This window comes from Phytohabitans aurantiacus, assembly GCF_027923225.1.
In the GTDB taxonomy this organism is placed as follows: Bacteria; Actinomycetota; Actinomycetes; order Mycobacteriales; family Micromonosporaceae; genus Phytohabitans; species Phytohabitans aurantiacus.
Genome location: NZ_BSDI01000050.1, coordinates 35,177 through 51,501, shown reverse-complemented (window position 1 = coordinate 51,501; position 16,325 = coordinate 35,177). Strand labels below are relative to the sequence as shown.

General features: G+C 73.3%; 6 protein-coding genes. 2 read left to right on the top strand and 4 right to left on the bottom strand.

Annotated elements, in window-relative coordinates; genetic code table 11:
• Window positions 1-122 precede the first annotated feature (122 nt).
• The 4 genes from QMG73_RS35550 to QMG73_RS35535 form a co-directional block, all read right to left on the bottom strand.
• A complete protein-coding gene (locus QMG73_RS35550) occupies window positions 123-5,465 on the bottom strand; it encodes a non-ribosomal peptide synthetase/MFS transporter (RefSeq protein ID WP_281903211.1) in 5,343 nt (1,780 codons plus the stop codon).
• Window positions 5,462-8,701, bottom strand: coding sequence for a non-ribosomal peptide synthetase (locus QMG73_RS35545; RefSeq protein WP_281903210.1), 3,240 nt, complete (start codon window positions 8,699-8,701; stop codon window positions 5,462-5,464). Before QMG73_RS35545 ends, QMG73_RS35550 begins: the two co-directional genes overlap by 4 nt.
• Window positions 8,688-13,580 carry a non-ribosomal peptide synthetase gene (locus QMG73_RS35540; RefSeq protein ID WP_281903207.1) on the bottom strand — a complete coding sequence of 1,631 codons (4,893 nt, stop codon included), beginning with the start codon at window positions 13,578-13,580 and terminating at the stop codon, window positions 8,688-8,690. The genes QMG73_RS35545 and QMG73_RS35540 overlap by 14 nt, the downstream gene beginning before the upstream one ends.
• A 137-nt stretch (window positions 13,581-13,717) precedes the next feature.
• Window positions 13,718-14,353 carry a DUF2461 domain-containing protein gene (locus QMG73_RS35535; protein ID WP_281903205.1) on the bottom strand — a complete coding sequence of 212 codons (636 nt, stop codon included), beginning with the start codon at window positions 14,351-14,353 and terminating at the stop codon, window positions 13,718-13,720.
• 36 nt (window positions 14,354-14,389) lie between these two features.
• Between QMG73_RS35535 and QMG73_RS35530 the strand changes: the two genes are divergently transcribed.
• Complete coding sequence (locus QMG73_RS35530; RefSeq protein ID WP_281903203.1) at window positions 14,390-15,025, top strand: SMI1/KNR4 family protein; 636 nt, start codon at window positions 14,390-14,392, stop codon at window positions 15,023-15,025.
• A 262-nt stretch (window positions 15,026-15,287) separates the two neighbouring features.
• Window positions 15,288-16,319 carry an LLM class flavin-dependent oxidoreductase gene (locus QMG73_RS35525; RefSeq protein WP_281903201.1) on the top strand — a complete coding sequence of 344 codons (1,032 nt, stop codon included), beginning with the start codon at window positions 15,288-15,290 and terminating at the stop codon, window positions 16,317-16,319.
• Window positions 16,320-16,325: the final 6 nt, after the last annotated feature.

Here is a 16,325-nt window from a genome sequence, read left to right as displayed (position 1 = left end):
GGGCGGCGCGGGCGCGGGCGGCGCGGGCGCGGGCGGCGCGGGCGCGTGCGGCGCGGGCGCGGGCGGCGCGGGCGCGTGCGGCGCGGGCGCGGGCGTGCAGGGCGGGCGGCGCGGGGCGGGGGTTAGGAGGGAGTGCGGGTGGGGGCTTGGGTGGCGGTGGCTTGGATTTCGTCCAGGGTGTCGGGGATTTCGGCGGTGGCGGCCGCGTCGGGTAGGTCGTCTTCCATGTGGTGGAGGGGGCGGTAGGCCAGGCCCAGCGCGCCCCACACCGCCAGCAGCACGCCGCACGCGACCAGGATCAGGCCGGTGCCGCGGTCGGCGCCGACGCCCACCACGCGCCCGACCGTGCCGGCGAGGGCGCCGTCGGGTTTGAGGAGTGGCAGGACTGCTTCGGACAGTATCGGCGCGGTCAGGAACGCGGCCGGGGTCATCGCCACGGCCAGCATCTGGTTGGTGGCGAGCACCCGGCCCTGGAGTTCGAGGCCGACCTTGACCTGGATGATGGCGAGCCAGTGTGCGTTCAGGATGCTCAGCGACGCGTACCAGATGAGGCTGCCCACGGCCGCGACCGCGATCGAGGGCCGGAGCCCGACGAGCAGCGCGCCGAGCCCGACGCCGACGACGAAGCCGACCATGCCGGTGGCGCGGCGCTGGGCGCCGCCCCACAGGACCATCGCGAGCGCGCCGAGGCCCGCGCCGATGCCGCTGCACGCGGTGACGACGCTGACGGCCGCGGTGCCGCCGAAGGCGTACACGGTGGGCACGGTGACCGCCAGGGCGAGCATGGCCAGGTAGTTCTCCACGATGAAGAACCCGATCATGATCATCAGTGGCCGGCGGCGGGAGAGGAAACGCCAGCCGCCCACGATGGCCTTGACGAACGTCTCCTCCTGGCGGCGGAACAGCCTGTTCGGCAGGCGGACCAGGAGCAGGGTGCCGACGCCCACCAGCAGCGTTACCACGTCGACCGCGACCACCGCCGGCATGCCGAGCGCCGTGATGAGCGCGCCACCGGCCAGCGGTGCGATCAGCATGCCCAGGCCGGGGCCGAGGTTGGCCAGCGCGTTGGCCTGACCCAGGTATGGCTTGGGCACCAGCTGCGCCACGGCGGCCAGGTACGCGGGCCGGTGGAACGCGGTGACCGTCGACAGTAGACCGACGAGCAGCCCGACGCTCCATATTTGCAACCGGTCCACGGCGAGCAGGGCCACCACCACGGACATGACCGCCGCGCCCGCGCCGTTGCAGGCGAGCATGACGCGCCGCCGGTCGAACCGGTCGGCGACCGCGCCGCCGAGCGGCAGCATCACGATCGAGGGCACCAGCGCCAGCATCGTGACGAGGGCGTAGTCGGCGACCCGCCCGCTTTGCTGGTACGCCCACACGCCGAGCGCGAAGGAGCTCAGTGCCGCACCGATCAGCGAGGCGGTCTGGCCGCTCGCCATGAGGTAGAACTCGCGCAGGTCGCGGCGGGCCCGGCCACCGGTGACCGCGGTGCCGACCGCCTCGGGCAGCCGGCCCGCGCGCCACTGCCCCACGGCGCCGGCGATGCTCTCGGCCACCACCGCGGCCTGGTGCTTGAGGAAGTAGTGCCCGGCCCGGGGCACCACCGACAGCGCCACCCGGTCGGCGAACGCGCCCCACTCCGCGTACCGCTCCTCGTACAGCTCCGTGGAGCGGTCCCGGGCACCGATCACGCACAGTACGGGCGCCGAGAGGCGGCGCCGGTCCGGACGGGTCAGCTCGCGGGTGAACCAGGTCTGCGCCTCGTCGACGTCGTGGCGCAGCCCGCGCAGGATCACCTCGACGTCCAGCCCGTCCTCGTCGAGGCCGCCGAGTACGCGCAGGAAGTCGCGGTACGCCCGGTCGGAGGTCCACCAGGTGGCGGGGATTCGCTTGTGCAGCCAGGCGGAGACGCGGCCGGGCAGCCGGGCGGCGGGGAAGCTGCCGCCCACGACGAGCCCGACGACCTCGCGCCCGTCGGCCTCGCAGCGCAGCGCCAGTTCGGTGGCGGCCGCTGAGCCGACGCAGTGGCCGTAGACGAGTACCGGGCCGGGCGGCAGCTCCGCCATCACGCGGTCGACAAGCTCACCCATCGGCAGCGTCGGCTCGTCGGGTCGCGCGGGGTCGTGGCCGGGCAGCTCGATCGCCAGTACGGCGGCGCCGGGCAGGCGCTGTGCCAGCTCTGTCGCGAGTGGACCGTACGCGGCCGCCGAGCCGCCCCCGTATGGGACGCAGACGACGTTGAGGGTGGCCGTGGCCGGCCCCGCGAGCCGGTGCAGCAGCCCGGCCGGGCCACCGTCTCCGTCGAGGTGAGCGGCCAGTTCGCGGACGGTCGGGCGGGTGAACAGGTCGATGACGCGCAGCCGCGGGTCGATGGCGCGGACCGCGCGTACGGCCTTGAAGGAGTCGCCGCCGAGGGCGAAGAAGTCGTCGTCGAGCCCGACCTGCGCACCGTCGAGCATCTCGCTCCAGATCGCGGCGATCCGCAGCTGGGTGGGGGTCTCCGGTGCGACCCGGGTCGCCGCGGCGGGCGGCGCGGGGGCGGGCAGCGCGGCCCGGTCGACCTTGCCGTTCGCGGTCAGCGGCAGCGCGTCGAGCACGACCAGCGCCGACGGGACCATGTAGTCGGGCAGCCGCTCCCGCAGCGCGGCCCGGACCAGCGCCGGGTCGGCGGTCGACGGCGTGATCCACGCGGCCAGCCGGCGGGTGTGCGCCTCGCCGACGGGCAGCACTACCGCCTCGCTGACGCCGTCGACCGCGCGGAGCGCGGAGGAGACCTCGTTGAGCTCCACCCGGAAACCGCGGATCTTCACCTGGTCGTCGACCCGGCCGAGGATCTCCACCAACCCGTGTGCGTCGACCCGCACCCGGTCGCCGGAGCGGTACCAGCCGCCGGCGAACCTGCCGTCGCCGGGCACGTTGAGGTATCCCCGGGCCACGCTGGGGCCGCCGATGCGCAGCTCACCGGGGACTCCCGCCGGTACCGGGCGGCCCGCCTGGTCGGTCACCCGGCAGTCGACGTTCGGAAACGGGCGTCCAATGGGGACGATGCCGTGACGGCGCTCGGCGGGTATCTCGCTTACGTCGCAGCCGAGTACCGACACCGTCGTCTCGGTCGGTCCATAGTGGACCTGGATGGCGAGGTCGGGGCGGGCCCGCTCGACGCGTTCGATCAGCTCCCACGGGCAGGGCTCGCCGGCCAGGATGAGCAGCTCGCGCGGCAGCAGCGCGGCCAGGTCGCCGTGCGCGGCCAGCAGCTCCAGGTGACTGGGCACCAGCTTCATCGCGTCGACCGGGTGCGCGGCCAGGTATCCGGCGAACGCCTCCGGATCGGTGGCCACCTCCCGGTCGACCAGGTGCACGGTGCCGCCGGTCGTCAGCGCCCCGAACAGGTTCGTCATGCCGAGGTCGGCCGCGTGCGTGGAGACCAGCGCGTACGAGGCGTGGTGGCCGATCCGGTCCGCGACCGCGTGCAGGTAGTGCGCGATCTGCCGGTGCTCGACCGCGACGCCCTTGGGCCGCCCCGTCGAGCCCGAGGTGAAGATGAGGTAGGCGAGGTGGTCCATCGGAACGACCACTGGCTCGGCGGGGGCACCTGTCTCGTCCGCTACGACGATGGCTTCGCGCCCCGCCACACGGTCCACGAAGGACGGTTCGGTGAGCACGAACCGCGCCCCGGCGGCGTCTAGGATGTCCGCCACCCGTCCGTCCGGGTAGGCGGGATCGACGGGCAGGTACGCGGCGCCGGCCTTCAGCGCGCCGAGCATCGCGACCGGCAGGCTGAGCCCCCGCTCGGTGAACACGGCCACCGGCTCCTCCGGCCGCACCCCGGCCGCCAGCAGCCGCCCTGCCACCGCACCGGCGCGCCGGTCCAGTTCGGCGTACGACAGCCGGCCGTCGGCCGCCACCACCGCGGTCGCGTCGGGCGCCCGCAAGGCGTGCCGCGAGATCAGCTCGTGCAGCGGACGGTCCAATGTGTACTCGACACGCGGCCCGGACGGCCCGGGCGGCACACCGGGCTCCAGGGGCAGCTCGACGACCGGGCGGTCCGGCTCGGCGAGCATGCCCGCCAGCAGGGCCAGGTACCAGCCGGTAAGCCGCTCGGCGGTGCTCGCGTCGAACAGGTCGGTACGGTACAGCAGCGAGCCCCGGTACCCTCCGTCCACTCGCGACAGTGCGAGATTGAGGTCGTACTTGGTGGTGCTGATCGGCAGCTCGACCGCGTCCGCGGCCAGGTGGGCGAAGCGCAGCGGCGCGGCCGGGTTCTCCAGCACGTTCAGCAGCACCTGGAAGATCGGCGTGGTGGCTAGGTTTCGCTCCGGCCGCACCCGGTCGACGATCCGCTCGAACGGCGTCTCGGCGTGCGCGAACGCGTCGATCGCGGTCTCGCGTACCCGGGCCAGCAGCTCGCGGCCGGTCGGCGCGCCGGAGCAGTCGGTGCGCAGTACCAGCGTGCCGATGAAGCAGCCGATCATCTTCTCGACGTCGGGGTGGTGCCGGCCGGCGTGCGGCACGCCCACCGGGATGTCGTCGGTGCCGCACACCCGGGCCAGGAGCGCCTGCCAGGCCGCGAGCAGCACCATGAACGGGGTGGCTCCACAGGCCGCGGCGAGACCGGCGATCTGCCCCGCCAAGGCGGCCGGCACCGCCACCGGCACCTGCCCCGCCTCGGCGCCGGCGACCGCCGGACGGGGCCGGTCGGCGGGCAGCTCCAGCACCGGTGCCAGGCCCCGCAGCCGCTCGACCCACCAGTCCAGGCCGCTCTCCGGCCGCGTGGTCTCCGCGCGGGTTGCCTCCCAGCGGGCGAAGTCGGCGTACTGCAACGCCGGCGCGCCCGGCACCGGGCCTTCCGCGACCCGCGCGGCGTACAGGTCGGCCAGCTCGCCAAGGGCCAGGTCGACCGACCAGGCGTCGAAGGCGATGTGGTGCACCACGAGCAGGAGCACGTGCTCGTCCGGGCCGGTGCGGCAGAGCAGCGCGCGCAGCGGCGGCTCCTCGTCGAGCCGGAACGGCCGCTGGCGCGCGGCGTCCAGCACCGCGGACAGCTCGGCCTCGCCGGCACCCTCGCTGCTGCCATGATCAGGGCGTCCCTCAAGTAGCTCTAACGACTTGAGGGACGCCCTGATCATGACTGGAGGGTCGCCGACGATCGCGACGGGCTCGCCGTCCTGGTCGACGAACCGGCTGCGCAATACGTGATGGCGGGTGGCCAGGTCACCCACGGCGGCTGCCATGGCGGCGGGGTCCAGCGCGCCGGCGAGCCGGACGGTGGCCGACACGTGGTAGGCGTTGCTGTCCGGCTCCAACTGGTGCAGGAACCACAGTCGCGCCTGCGACCGTGACAGCGGCGCGGGAGTGTCCTGATCGGACGCGGGAATGGTGGTCGTGGCGCGGGCGGCCGCACGGCGGGCCCCGGCGAGCCGCTCCTGGATCAGCGACCGCCGGCTGTCGGTGACACTCACGCCTCGGTCACCTCGGCCAGCAGCAGCGTCTCCAGGGCGGCGGCGAAGTTGGCCAGTACCGGCTGCTCGAACAGCAGCCGCACCGGCACCGGGTAGTCCAGCGCGTCGCGCAGCCGGCCCACGACCAGCGTCGCCGACAGCGAGTGCCCGCCGAGGGCGAAGAAGTTGTCGTACACGGAAAGCTCGTCTCGCTTGAGCACAGCACTCCAGACCTCGGCGACGAGGTGCTCGGCCTCACCGCGGGGTGCGACCCGCTCCCGTATCTCGTCCCGCGGCTCGGGCAGCGCCGTGCGGTCGACCTTGCCGGAACCGTTGACCGGCAACGCCGGCAGCGTCATCCAGCGGCGCGGCACCATGTACTCGGGCAGCGCCGCACCCAGCCGGGTCTCCAGCTCGGGCGTCTCCACGACGGCTCCCGGCTCCAGCACCAGGTATCCGACCAGGTGCGCGTCGCCGCCCGGATCGGCGACGGCCACCACGGCCTCCGCCACACCCGGCGTGGCCCGCAGCCGCACCTCGATCTCGCCCAGCTCGATGCGGTGGCCGCGCACCTTCACCTGGTGGTCGCGGCGACCGCGGAACTCCAGCAGCCCGTCGGTGCGCCAGCGCACGAGGTCGCCGGTGCGGTAGCAGCGCTCACCGGGGCGTACCGGGTCGGCGACGAACGCCGCCTCGGTCAGGTCGGGCCGCCCGCGGTACCCGCGAGCCACGCCGGCCCCGCCGATCCACAGCTCCCCCACCGTGCCCGGCAGGGCGAGCCGTCCGGCCCTGCCGGCGTGGTCCAAGTCCATGATGTACACCCACTCGCCGGCCATCGGCGAGCCGATCGGCACGGTGTCGCCGACCGGTGCGGTGACCCGGTACATCGTCGACGTCACCGCGGTCTCGGTGGGCCCGTACCCGTTCCAGAACTCGCCGAGCCGGTCCACCAGCTCCCTGGCGAGGGCCGGGTCGACGGCCTCGCCGATGGCAACGGCGCGCACGGCCGGCGCCCGCCAGTCCGCGGCGACCAGCAGCCGGAAGGTGGTCGGTGTCGCGGTCATCACGGTCACGCCGGACTCCGCGATCCGCTGAGCCACCAGGTGCCCGTCTACGGCCACGCTTCGCTCCAGCATGACCAGGCGCAGGCCGCGCCCCAGGCCGACCCACAGCTCCAGCCCGGCAACGTCGAACGAGAGCGCGGTCAGGCCCAGCATTACGTCGTCGGGTGTCACGGGCATCGGCTCGCAGTTGGCGGCGACGTACGCCGCTAGGGCGCCGTGGGTGAGCTCCACGCCCTTGGGCCGGCCGGTCGAGCCGGAGGTGTAGATGACGTACGCGAGGTCGTCCGGCCCGACGGCGGGCAGGTCGCCCGGCTCGGTCGCCAGGGCCTCGGCGAGGTCGACGACCACTGTCCCTCTACCGTCAGTCCCGGCTCCGTCGACGAGCCGCCTCGCCACGTCGAGGGTCTCCCCGCCGGCGAGTACCACGCCCGCGCCGGAGTCGGTGAGCTGGTACCGCAGCCGTTCCGCGGGGTGGTCCGGCTCCAGCGGCACGTACGCCGAGCCGGCGCGCCACACGCCCACCAGCGCGGCGGGCAGGTGCCGGTCGCGGGGCAGGCAGATGCCGACGGGCGTTTCCGGCCCGGCGCCGTGCGCGCGCAGCGCGGTGGCGACGCGCGCCGAGGCGCGGGCCAGGTCGCCGTAGCTGAGCGTGCCGTCGCGTCCGTCCACGGCGACCGCGACGGGCCGCGCGGCGGCCTGTGCGAGCACCGCGTCGAGCATCGTGGCAGGAATTCCGGCGGGCAGGTCCGGCCCGGTGCCGAGAGCCACCAGCGCGGCCCGCTCGTCCCCGTCGAGCAGGTCGATCGCCGCGATGGGGCGGTCGGGGTCGGACAGCATGCCGTCGAGCAGGACGAGCAGCCAGCGCGCCCACCGCTCGACCGTCAGCCGGTCGAACAGGTCCTGGCGGTAGCTGACGAACCCCTCGTACCCGGCGGGCGTGCCGGTCAGCGACAGGCTGACGTCGAACTTGTTGGAGTCCAATGGGGAGTCGAGCCGCTCGGCACGCACGCCCGGCAGGACCGGGTCCTTCTGGGGCGCGTCGAGCAGGAACAGCATCGACTGGAAGATCGGTGTGGTGGCGGTGGAGCGCTCCGGGGCGACCGCCTCGACGACCCGCTCGAACGGCACGGCGGCGTGCGCGAACGCTTCGAGGGTGGTCTCCCGTACCCGCTGCAGCAGTTGCCGCCCGGTCGGATCGCCGGACAGGTCGGTGCGCATCACCAGCGTGTTGATGAAGCAGCCGACGACACCCTCGGCGTCGCGGTGGCGGCGCCCGGACTCCGGCACGCCGACCGCGATGTCGTCGCTGCCGCACAGCCGGCCCAGCAGCGCCTGCCACGCCGCCAGCAACACCATGAACGGCGTCGCGCCGCTCTCCCGCGCGGTGTCCCGCAGCCGCGCGGCCAGCGCCGGCGGCACGACGACCGGCACGTAGCCGCCGGTCCAGTCGGCGACCGCCGGGTACGGGCGGTCAACCGGCAGAGCCAGTGCCGGCGCGAGGCCGGCCAGCCGCTCGACCCACCAGCCAGCGTCGCCGTCACCGTCCGCGGTCCGCCCAGCCTCCCACTCGGTGACATCGGCGTACTGGAGCCGGGGCGCCGCGGGTGCGGGGGCCTGGCCGAGGCGGGCGGCGTACAGGGTGCCCAACTCGTCGAGCATCAGGTCCTGCGACCACGCGTCGGTGGCGATGTGGTGGACGGTCAGCACCAGCACGTGGTGGTCGGTGGCGAGGCGGAACAGTACCGCCCGCATCGGCGGCTCCCGGTCGAGCTGGAACGGCCGGCTCACCTCGGCCCGCGCCGCCTTCGCCAGCGTGGCCTCATCCGTGTCCACAATCGACAGTTCGATCCGGTCGGCGGGCCCCGCGATCGCCACCGGGTCGTCACCGGCGTGCGCGATGATGCTGCGCAGTACCTCGTGCCGCGCGGCGACCTCGCGCAGCGCGGCCAGCAGCGCCTCCTCGTCCAGCGGGCCGGTCAGCCGCAGCACCGCCGGCACGTGATAGATCGACGTGTTCCGCTCGAACTGGGCGTTGAACCACAACCGGCGCTGCGATGGCGACAGCGGCTGCGGCGCGTGCGGGTCGGTGCGGCGCGGGATCCCCGCTCCGGTCTCCGTCCGCGCGGCGGCGCGCGCTGCCGCCACCCGCCGTTCCATCAACGCGCGCAGGGTGTCCTGGTCAGACAGGGTCATGTTGCTCTCCAGGGGTGTCCACGTTGGCAACGATGTCCGCGATAACGAGGCGTTCCAGCCGTTCGGCGAAGTCCGCCAGTACTGGGTGGTCGAACAGGAGCCGCACCGGCACCGTACAGCCAAGCGCGTCACGCAGTCGCCCGGTGACCCGGGTCGCGGCGAGCGAGTGCCCACCGAGGCCGAAGAAGCTGTCGTCGACGCCGATCCGGTCGGCCTCAAGGGTCTGCGCCCATACGTCGGCGACCAACTGTTCCATCATCGACCGGGGCGGCACGTGCGGCCGGTCCGCGCCCGGCTCGGGCAGGGCGCCCATGTCGACCTTCCCGCTTGGCATGGTCGGCAACGCGTCGAGCACCACCCACCGGTGCGGCACCAGGTACTCGGGCAGGCGGCCGCGCAGGTGTGTGGCCGCCTGCGCCTCCGTGACCGGCCCGGCGACGTACCCGATCAGGTGCGCCTCGGCGCCGCTGCCCCGCACGGTCACCACCGCGTGCTCGACGAGCGGGTGGTCGCGCAGCGCCGCCTCGATCTCGCCCAGCTCGACCCGGTACCCGCGGATCTTCAGCTGGTGGTCGCGGCGGCCGCGGAACACCAGCTCCCCGTCCGGGCGCCGCTGGACCAGGTCTCCGGTGCGGTAGCAGCGCCCGCCCGCGACGAACGGGTCGGGCACGAACGCGGCCGCGGTCAGCTCGGGACGGTTGTGGTAGCCCAGCGCGGGCCCGGCGCCACCGATCCACAGCTCACCCGCGACGCCCGGCGGCGCGAGCCGCCCCAACGGGTCCATGACATAGAGCCGCTCACCGGGCAGCGGATGCCCGATCGGCACGATATCGTCCACACTGGACACTCGATGCGCGGCCGACAGCACGGTGGCCTCGGTCGGGCCGTACACGTTCCACAGCTCTCCCACGCGCGGCAGCAACTCGCGCGCCAGGGCGGCGTCGAGGGTCTCGCCGCCGGCCCACACCCGCAGGCCGGGGTCGCCCGCCCAGCCGGCGGCGATCAGCGTGCGCAGCATCGTCGGCGGTACGTTCATGACGTTCACCCGGTGCGCGGCGATGCGCTCGCCGAGCCGGTGACCGTCGACCGCGCTGTCGCGCTCCACCACCACGCAGCAGGCGCCCGCCCCGAGCGCGGACCAGATCTCCGCGCACGAGGTGTCGAAGCTCAGCGTCGCCACCGCGAGCATCCGGTCCCCCGGCCCGATCCCGGGTTCGTGGCGCATCGACTCGGCGAACGCGGCCAGCCCGCCGTGCGCGACCGCAACCCCCTTGGGCGTCCCCGTCGACCCCGACGTATACAACAGATACGCCAAGCTTTCGTGATCAGGGTGTCCCTCAAGTAGCCCTAGCGGCTTCAGGGGCGCCCTGATCACTAGAGGGGTGGTGCCGGCGATGGACGCTGCCGCCGCCGCGGTCTCGGTGCGGCAGAGGACGGTGCGGACGCCGCCGTCGGCCGCCAGCCAGGCCAGCCGCTCCGCGGGCAGTTCCGGCTCCAGCGGCAGGTACGCCGCACCGGCCCGCCACACTCCGATCAGCGTCGAGGGCAGCCGGTGGTCGCGGGGCAGGCAGACGCCGACGACCTCGCCCGGGGCGACGCCGTGGGCGCGCAGCGCCGCCGCGACCTCGGTGGAGAGGTCCCACATCTGCTGGTACGTCAGCTCGGCGGTCGCCCCGACGACAGCCACCTCGTCGGGGCGCTGCCGCACCTGCCGCGCCACCGCGTCGACGACGGTGGCGGGGGTGTCCGCCGGCAGTGACGGTCCTGAGGCACGGCTCAGCAATTCGTCGCGTTCGGACGCGGTGACCAGCGGCAGCCGCCCCAGCGGCCGCGCTGAGTCGGCGGTCAGCTCCTCGACTACCAGCAGCAGCCGGTCTGCGAACGCCTCCGCACCGGCCCGGTCGGTCAGGTCGAGGTCGTACTCCAGCTGCAGCTCGGTGCCGTCCGCGGTCTCGTTGACGAAGACGGTGAGTGGGTTCTGCGCACCGCCGCACCCCAGCTCACCCAGCAGTTCCAGCCGCAGGCCGCCACGCTCGACGCGTACCGGCATGCCGGCGGGCTGCGCGGACAGCACCACCGGTGTGAGCATCGCGCCGCGCGGCTGGGTGCCGACCGCGTGAAACAGGTCCTCTGTAGACGGTCGCGGCCGGTCCAGCGCCCGCGCCGTCGTCGCCGAGGCCGCCGCGATGGTCTCGCGGACCGTGGCCGCCGGGTCCAGCCGCAGCCGGACCGGCAGCACGTCGACCAGCGGGCCGATCACCCGATCCAGCTCGGGGTCCGCGCGCCGCGCCGCGACCGCGCCCACCAGGACATCCGCGCGCGCGGTGAGACCGGCCAGCAGCAGGCCGAGCGCGGTCAGCCAGCCGGCGAACGTCGTGGTGCCGCTCGCCGCGCAGGCATCCGCGAGCCCGGTCACCAGCCGCTGCGGTACCGGCCGAGTCAGCCGCCCGCCACGGAACCCGCCCGCCCCGGCGAACAGCTCGCTCGGCGGTGACGCGCCCGCCAGCTCGTCCCGCCACAGCCGCGCCGCCTCTCCGGCCCCCGCCTCGATACTGGCCCCAGCATCGCGCGCCAGGGCCAGGTCACCGACCTGCAGCGGCGGCTCGTCGACGGTGCCGGGCGCGGCCAGCTCCGTGGCCAGCTCGGTGAGGAACGCTCCGGTGGACCAGCCGTCGAACGCCATGTGATCCGCGACGACCACCAGCTCCGACACGTCATCGGTGAGGCGTACCAGGTCCACGCGCAGCAGCGGCTCGGCGGCCGTCAGGTCGAAAGCGTGAGTGGCCGCGGCGGCGAAAGCGGTGGGCAGGTCGCGCGGGTCGTGCTCGGTCACCGGCACCGCCGTGTACGCGCCGACCACCGCGACCGGCTCACCGTCGCGCTCGACGATGCGGCTGCGCAGCACCTCGTGCCGCGACACGATCGCGGCCAGCGCCGACCGCAGCGCGTCCGCCCCGACAGTGCCGCTCGAACCGGCAGAGCCACTCGACCCGGCAGAACCACTCGACCCGGCAGAGCCACTCGACCCGGGGCCGGTCAGCCGGGCCCGGAACGCCACCGTTGTCACGGCCGGCACCGGGCTGACCTGCCGCAGCGTCCACAGCTCGCGCTGGGTCGGCGTGAGCGGGTACTCGCTGGCACCGTCGTGCCGCACCGGTCGATCGACGAGCCGGGTCGCGCCCTCCTTGACGAGCCCCGCCAGCGCGGCGACGGTCGGCTCGGCGAGGAAGTCGGCCAGCGTGACCGTGGTGCCGAACTCGCGGCCCGCCAGCGCGCAGACCCGGGCCGCCGCCAGCGAATGCCCGCCCAGCTCGGCGAAACGGTCCTCGACACCGACCTCGGCGAGGCCCAGCACGTCACCGACGATCGCCGCCAGCGCCGCCTCCGCGGAGGTGCGCGGCGGGACGTACGCCGTACCCGTGGTGCGCCGTGCCGCCAGCGCGGGCAGGGCAGCCCGGTCGACCTTGCCGTTGGGGCTCAGCGGCAGCCGTTCGGCGATACCGAGCCGGGTCGGTACCAGGTGCTCCGGCACCCGCTGGCGCAGCCAGTCACGCAGGCTTCGCTCGTCGAGTCCGCTGTCGGGGTTAACCGCCGCCTCGACGTGACCGACCAGGTACGACGCCCCGTCCGCGTCGGTGGCGGCGAGCACGGCCGCGCGGCGTACCTCCGGATGCCGTACCAGGACGGCCTCGACCTCTCCCAGCTCGACCCGGTATCCGCGGACCTTGACCTGGTCGTCGCGGCGGCCCGCGAACCGCAGCGCGCCGCCCGCGGCGCGGACCATGTCGCCGGAGCGGTACACGCGAGTGCCGTCCGCCTCGGTGCGGAACGCGTCCGAGTCCCGGCCGAGGTACCCGCGTGCGACCACCGGCCCGCCGATCCACAACTCGCCCAGTTCACCGTCGGCGACGGGGTTGCCGGCGCCGTCGCGTACGGTCAGCACCGCGCCCGCGATGCCCCGCCCGATCGGCGGCTCGCCCGCGTCGTCGCGGCCGACCTCGGCGATCGCGCAGGTGGTGGTGCACTCCGTGGGGCCGTAGAGGTTGAGCACCCGGCGCACCCCGGGATTGGCGTAGATCCGGTCGACGAGCGCCCGGGTCAGCGGCTCGCCACCGGCGAATACGGCGCGTACGCCCACCGGCAGCGGCTCGCGCAGCAGCGCGGCGAGCGCCGACGGCACGCCGTAGACGGTGGTGACCTCGTCGCGGGCGGGCAGGGTGGGCAGCGCCAGCAGGTTGTCGGCGAGGATCACGGTGCCGCCCGTGATCAGCGGCAGGAAGAGCTGGCTGACCGAGGGGTCGAAGCAGATCGAGGCGGTGGCGAGCATGCCGCTCAGCTCCTCCTCGGTGTACGCCTCCGCCTCCCACCGCAGCAGGTTCATCGTGTTGCGATGCTCGACGACGACGCCCTTGGGCCGGCCGGTCGAACCCGAGGTGTAGATGACGTACGCCGCCTCGGAGCCGTCGCCCCGCTGCTCAAGGGGCGTGCTGTCCGCCTCGTCGGGGATCTCGTCGACATGTACCGTGGCGACGTCCAGCCGGCTCTCGCCGCGCGCGGTGACCACAATGGACAGTTGGGCGTCGGCGGCGATGTAGGCCAGCCGCTCCGCGGGGTACGCCGGATCCATCGGCACGTACGCGGCGCCGGTCTTCAGCACGCCCAGCAGCGCGGGCAGCAGGTGCTCGTCGCGGCCGAGGCAGACGCCCACCAGACCGCCCGGCCCGGCACCGGCCCGGCGCAGCTCCCGGGCGATCCGGTTCGCGCGGGCGTCGAGATCCGCGTAGCTTATGCGGATTTGGCCGGCGATCACCGCAATCCGGTCGGGGGTACGTCGCGCCTGTTCCTCGAACGCGACCTGAACATGGGCAGGGTGGGACACGCAAGCCTCCCCAGGCTTGTAGTTTTTGTGCGCGGCCCGTACCTCCGACGAGAAAATAATGCAGCATCTAGTGCCGTCAATGAAAGACGACCGAGTCATGCTCCACAACAGACGGTCGCCGATCGCTCCGTCCCAGGTCAGTCGCTGGTTGACGGCCCCACGTGTCGGTCGAGCCACTGGCACAGCGGGCGGGTCGCGTGCAGGACCTCGACGATCCGGGTCCTGGCCGCCGAGGTGCCCAGCCAGCGGGCCGCGGGCCACTCCCGCCACGCGACCAAACCCTTGTTGCGCAGCAGTTCGACGCGCGGATGGTCGGCGGGGTAGCCACGCGGCGCGGTCTTCAGCCGCTCGTGGCCGACAATCTCGATCCGCTGCCGGGCGGCCTCTTCGACCAGCCGCTCCAACGCCTTGCCGCTCGGGTCGTCGGCCACCGCCTGCCGGTACCGGGCAAGCTGGTCCGGCGCCATCATGTACATGCCCGCGCCGACGCCCAGCCCGTGCGCGGTCAGCTGCACATATCCGCCGCGCTCCAGCGTCGCCGCGATCGACGTCTTGTACGGCGACTTGTCGGCACTGAACCGCACGTCCCGGTTTGGCCGGAAAATCTTCCCCGCGCCGAACTCCGGCTCCAAATCGGCCAGGAGCTCGACCATCGGCGCGCGCACCGCGCGGTCGTAGACGTCCTTGTGCGCGGTCCAGTACGTCTTCGAGTTGTCAGCCTCGAGCCCCTCATAGAACTCGATCGCCTCACCCGGCCACCCACGAAACCCCACCCCGAAATCCTAGCCACCGGGTGGCACACTGCGCTGATGGACGCGGCAGGGCTCGTCGCTGGGCTTCCGGAAATGCTGGACGGTCTCGCGGCGCAGGGCTTCGAGACGCGGCCGCTGGTTGTCGAGGCGCCGGCTTCGCCCGAGCGGATCGCCGAGGTCGAGCAGCGGCTTGGCTGTGCGGTGCCCGGGTCGCTGCGGCACGTACTGACGGCCGTGGCGGGCCGGCTGGAGTTCACGTGGTTCGCGCCGAGCGACCTCGCCTTTCCCGAGCCGTTCGACGAGATCTTCGCCGGCAACCTGCACTGGTCGCTGGACGCCCTGCCCACACTGATGGACGCGGCACGCGGCTGGATCAAGCACGCGTTCCCGGATCCGTCCGATCCCTACCACCGCGTCTGGCACGACAAGGTGCCGTTCATGGACGTGGGCAACGGCGACCTCGTCGCACTGGATCAGCACGGCCGGGCCGTCTACCTCAGCCATGACGGCGGCGAGGGCCACGGCCACGTCATGGCCGACTCGTTCGAAGACCTGCTCGCACGCTGGATCCCCCTGGCCTGCCCGGGTGCCGAAGACGTGCAATGGTGGCCATTCCGCGCCGAATCAGACGGCCGGATCGACCCCACCTCCGCGACGGCCCGCGAATGGACCGCACTCCTCCGCCAGGTGTAGCCGTCAGGGAAGCAGAGCAAAGCAGGGTCAACTCTCACCCCACGTCGGTGACGGGATCAACCCCCAAACGCCAAGACCGATGTGAGCTGCCGCGACGTCCGTCGTGGGCGAGACCGTCGCTCCCGCGGCCTCGCCCACCGCGGCCCCACAACCCGCGCGGACGAAGCGACAAACCTCCCCGATGCCGCGGCTCGCGGATGCATGACAGTTGACGCATCAAGCTATGTATAGTTGACGAGTCATCAAATGCTAGGAGCGGCTCATGTCAGACCTCACGTTCGGCCTCGACACCTTCGGCGACGTGCCAGAGGACGACTCGGGCGCCCTGTTGTCCTACGCCGCCGCCATCCGGCAGGTCGTCGACGAGGCGGTACTGGCCGACGAGCTCGGCGTCGACGCCATCGCCCTCGGCGAGCACCACCGGCCTGAGTACTCGATCTCCACCCCGGAAACCGTGCTGGCCGGCATCGCCACCCGCACCTCGCGCATCAAGCTCGCCTCCGGCGTCACCGTGCTCAGCTCGGACGACCCGGTCCGCGTCTTCCAGCGCTTCGCCACCGTCGACGCGCTGTCGAACGGGCGTGCCGAGGTCATCCTCGGACGCGGCTCGTTCACCGAGTCCTTCCCTCTGTTCGGTTACGACCTGGCTGACTACGACAAGCTGTTCGAGGAGAAGATCGAACTGTTCGTCAAGCTCCTGGACGAAAAGCCGGTCACCTGGAACGGCACGATGCGGCCGGCGCTGCGGGACGCCGACGTGTTCCCCAAGACCGAGTCCGGGCGGCTGAGCACCTGGGTCGGCGTCGGCGGCTCGCCGCAGTCGGTCATCCGCACCGCCCACTACGGCCTGCCGCTGATGCTGGCCATCATCGGCGGCCCGCCCAAGCGCTTCGCCGGCTACGTCGACCTGTACCGGCGCGCCGCCGAGCAGTTCCGCACCACCGCCCACCCGGTCGGCATGCACTCCCCCGGCTTCATCGCCGACACCGACGAGGAGGCCAAGGAGATCGTCTGGCCGCGGTACCGGGTCATCCGCGACCGCATCGGCGCCCTGCGCGGCTGGCCGCCGGTACGCCGGGAGGAGTTCGACGCCGACATCGAGCACGGCTCGCTGTACATCGGCTCACCGGAGACGGTCGCCCGCAGGATCGCCGGCACCGTCAAGGCGCTCGACGTCGGCCGGTTCGACCTGATCTACACCGCCGGCTCGGTGCCAGCCAGCGCCCGCCTGCGCGCCGTCGAGCTCTACGGCACCAAGGTCATCCCCATGGTCCGCGACATCATCGCCGGCTGAACCGGA

What these genes read in the sequence shown, in the direction of transcription:
- QMG73_RS35545 (WP_281903210.1), bottom strand. Translation starts at nt 8,701, where the DNA reads ATGACCCTGTCTGACCAGGACACCCTGCGCGCGTTGATGGAACGGCGG.
- QMG73_RS35530 (WP_281903203.1), top strand. Translation starts at nt 14,390, where the DNA reads ATGGACGCGGCAGGGCTCGTCGCTGGGCTTCCGGAAATGCTGGACGGT.
- QMG73_RS35525 (WP_281903201.1), top strand. Translation starts at nt 15,288, where the DNA reads ATGTCAGACCTCACGTTCGGCCTCGACACCTTCGGCGACGTGCCAGAG.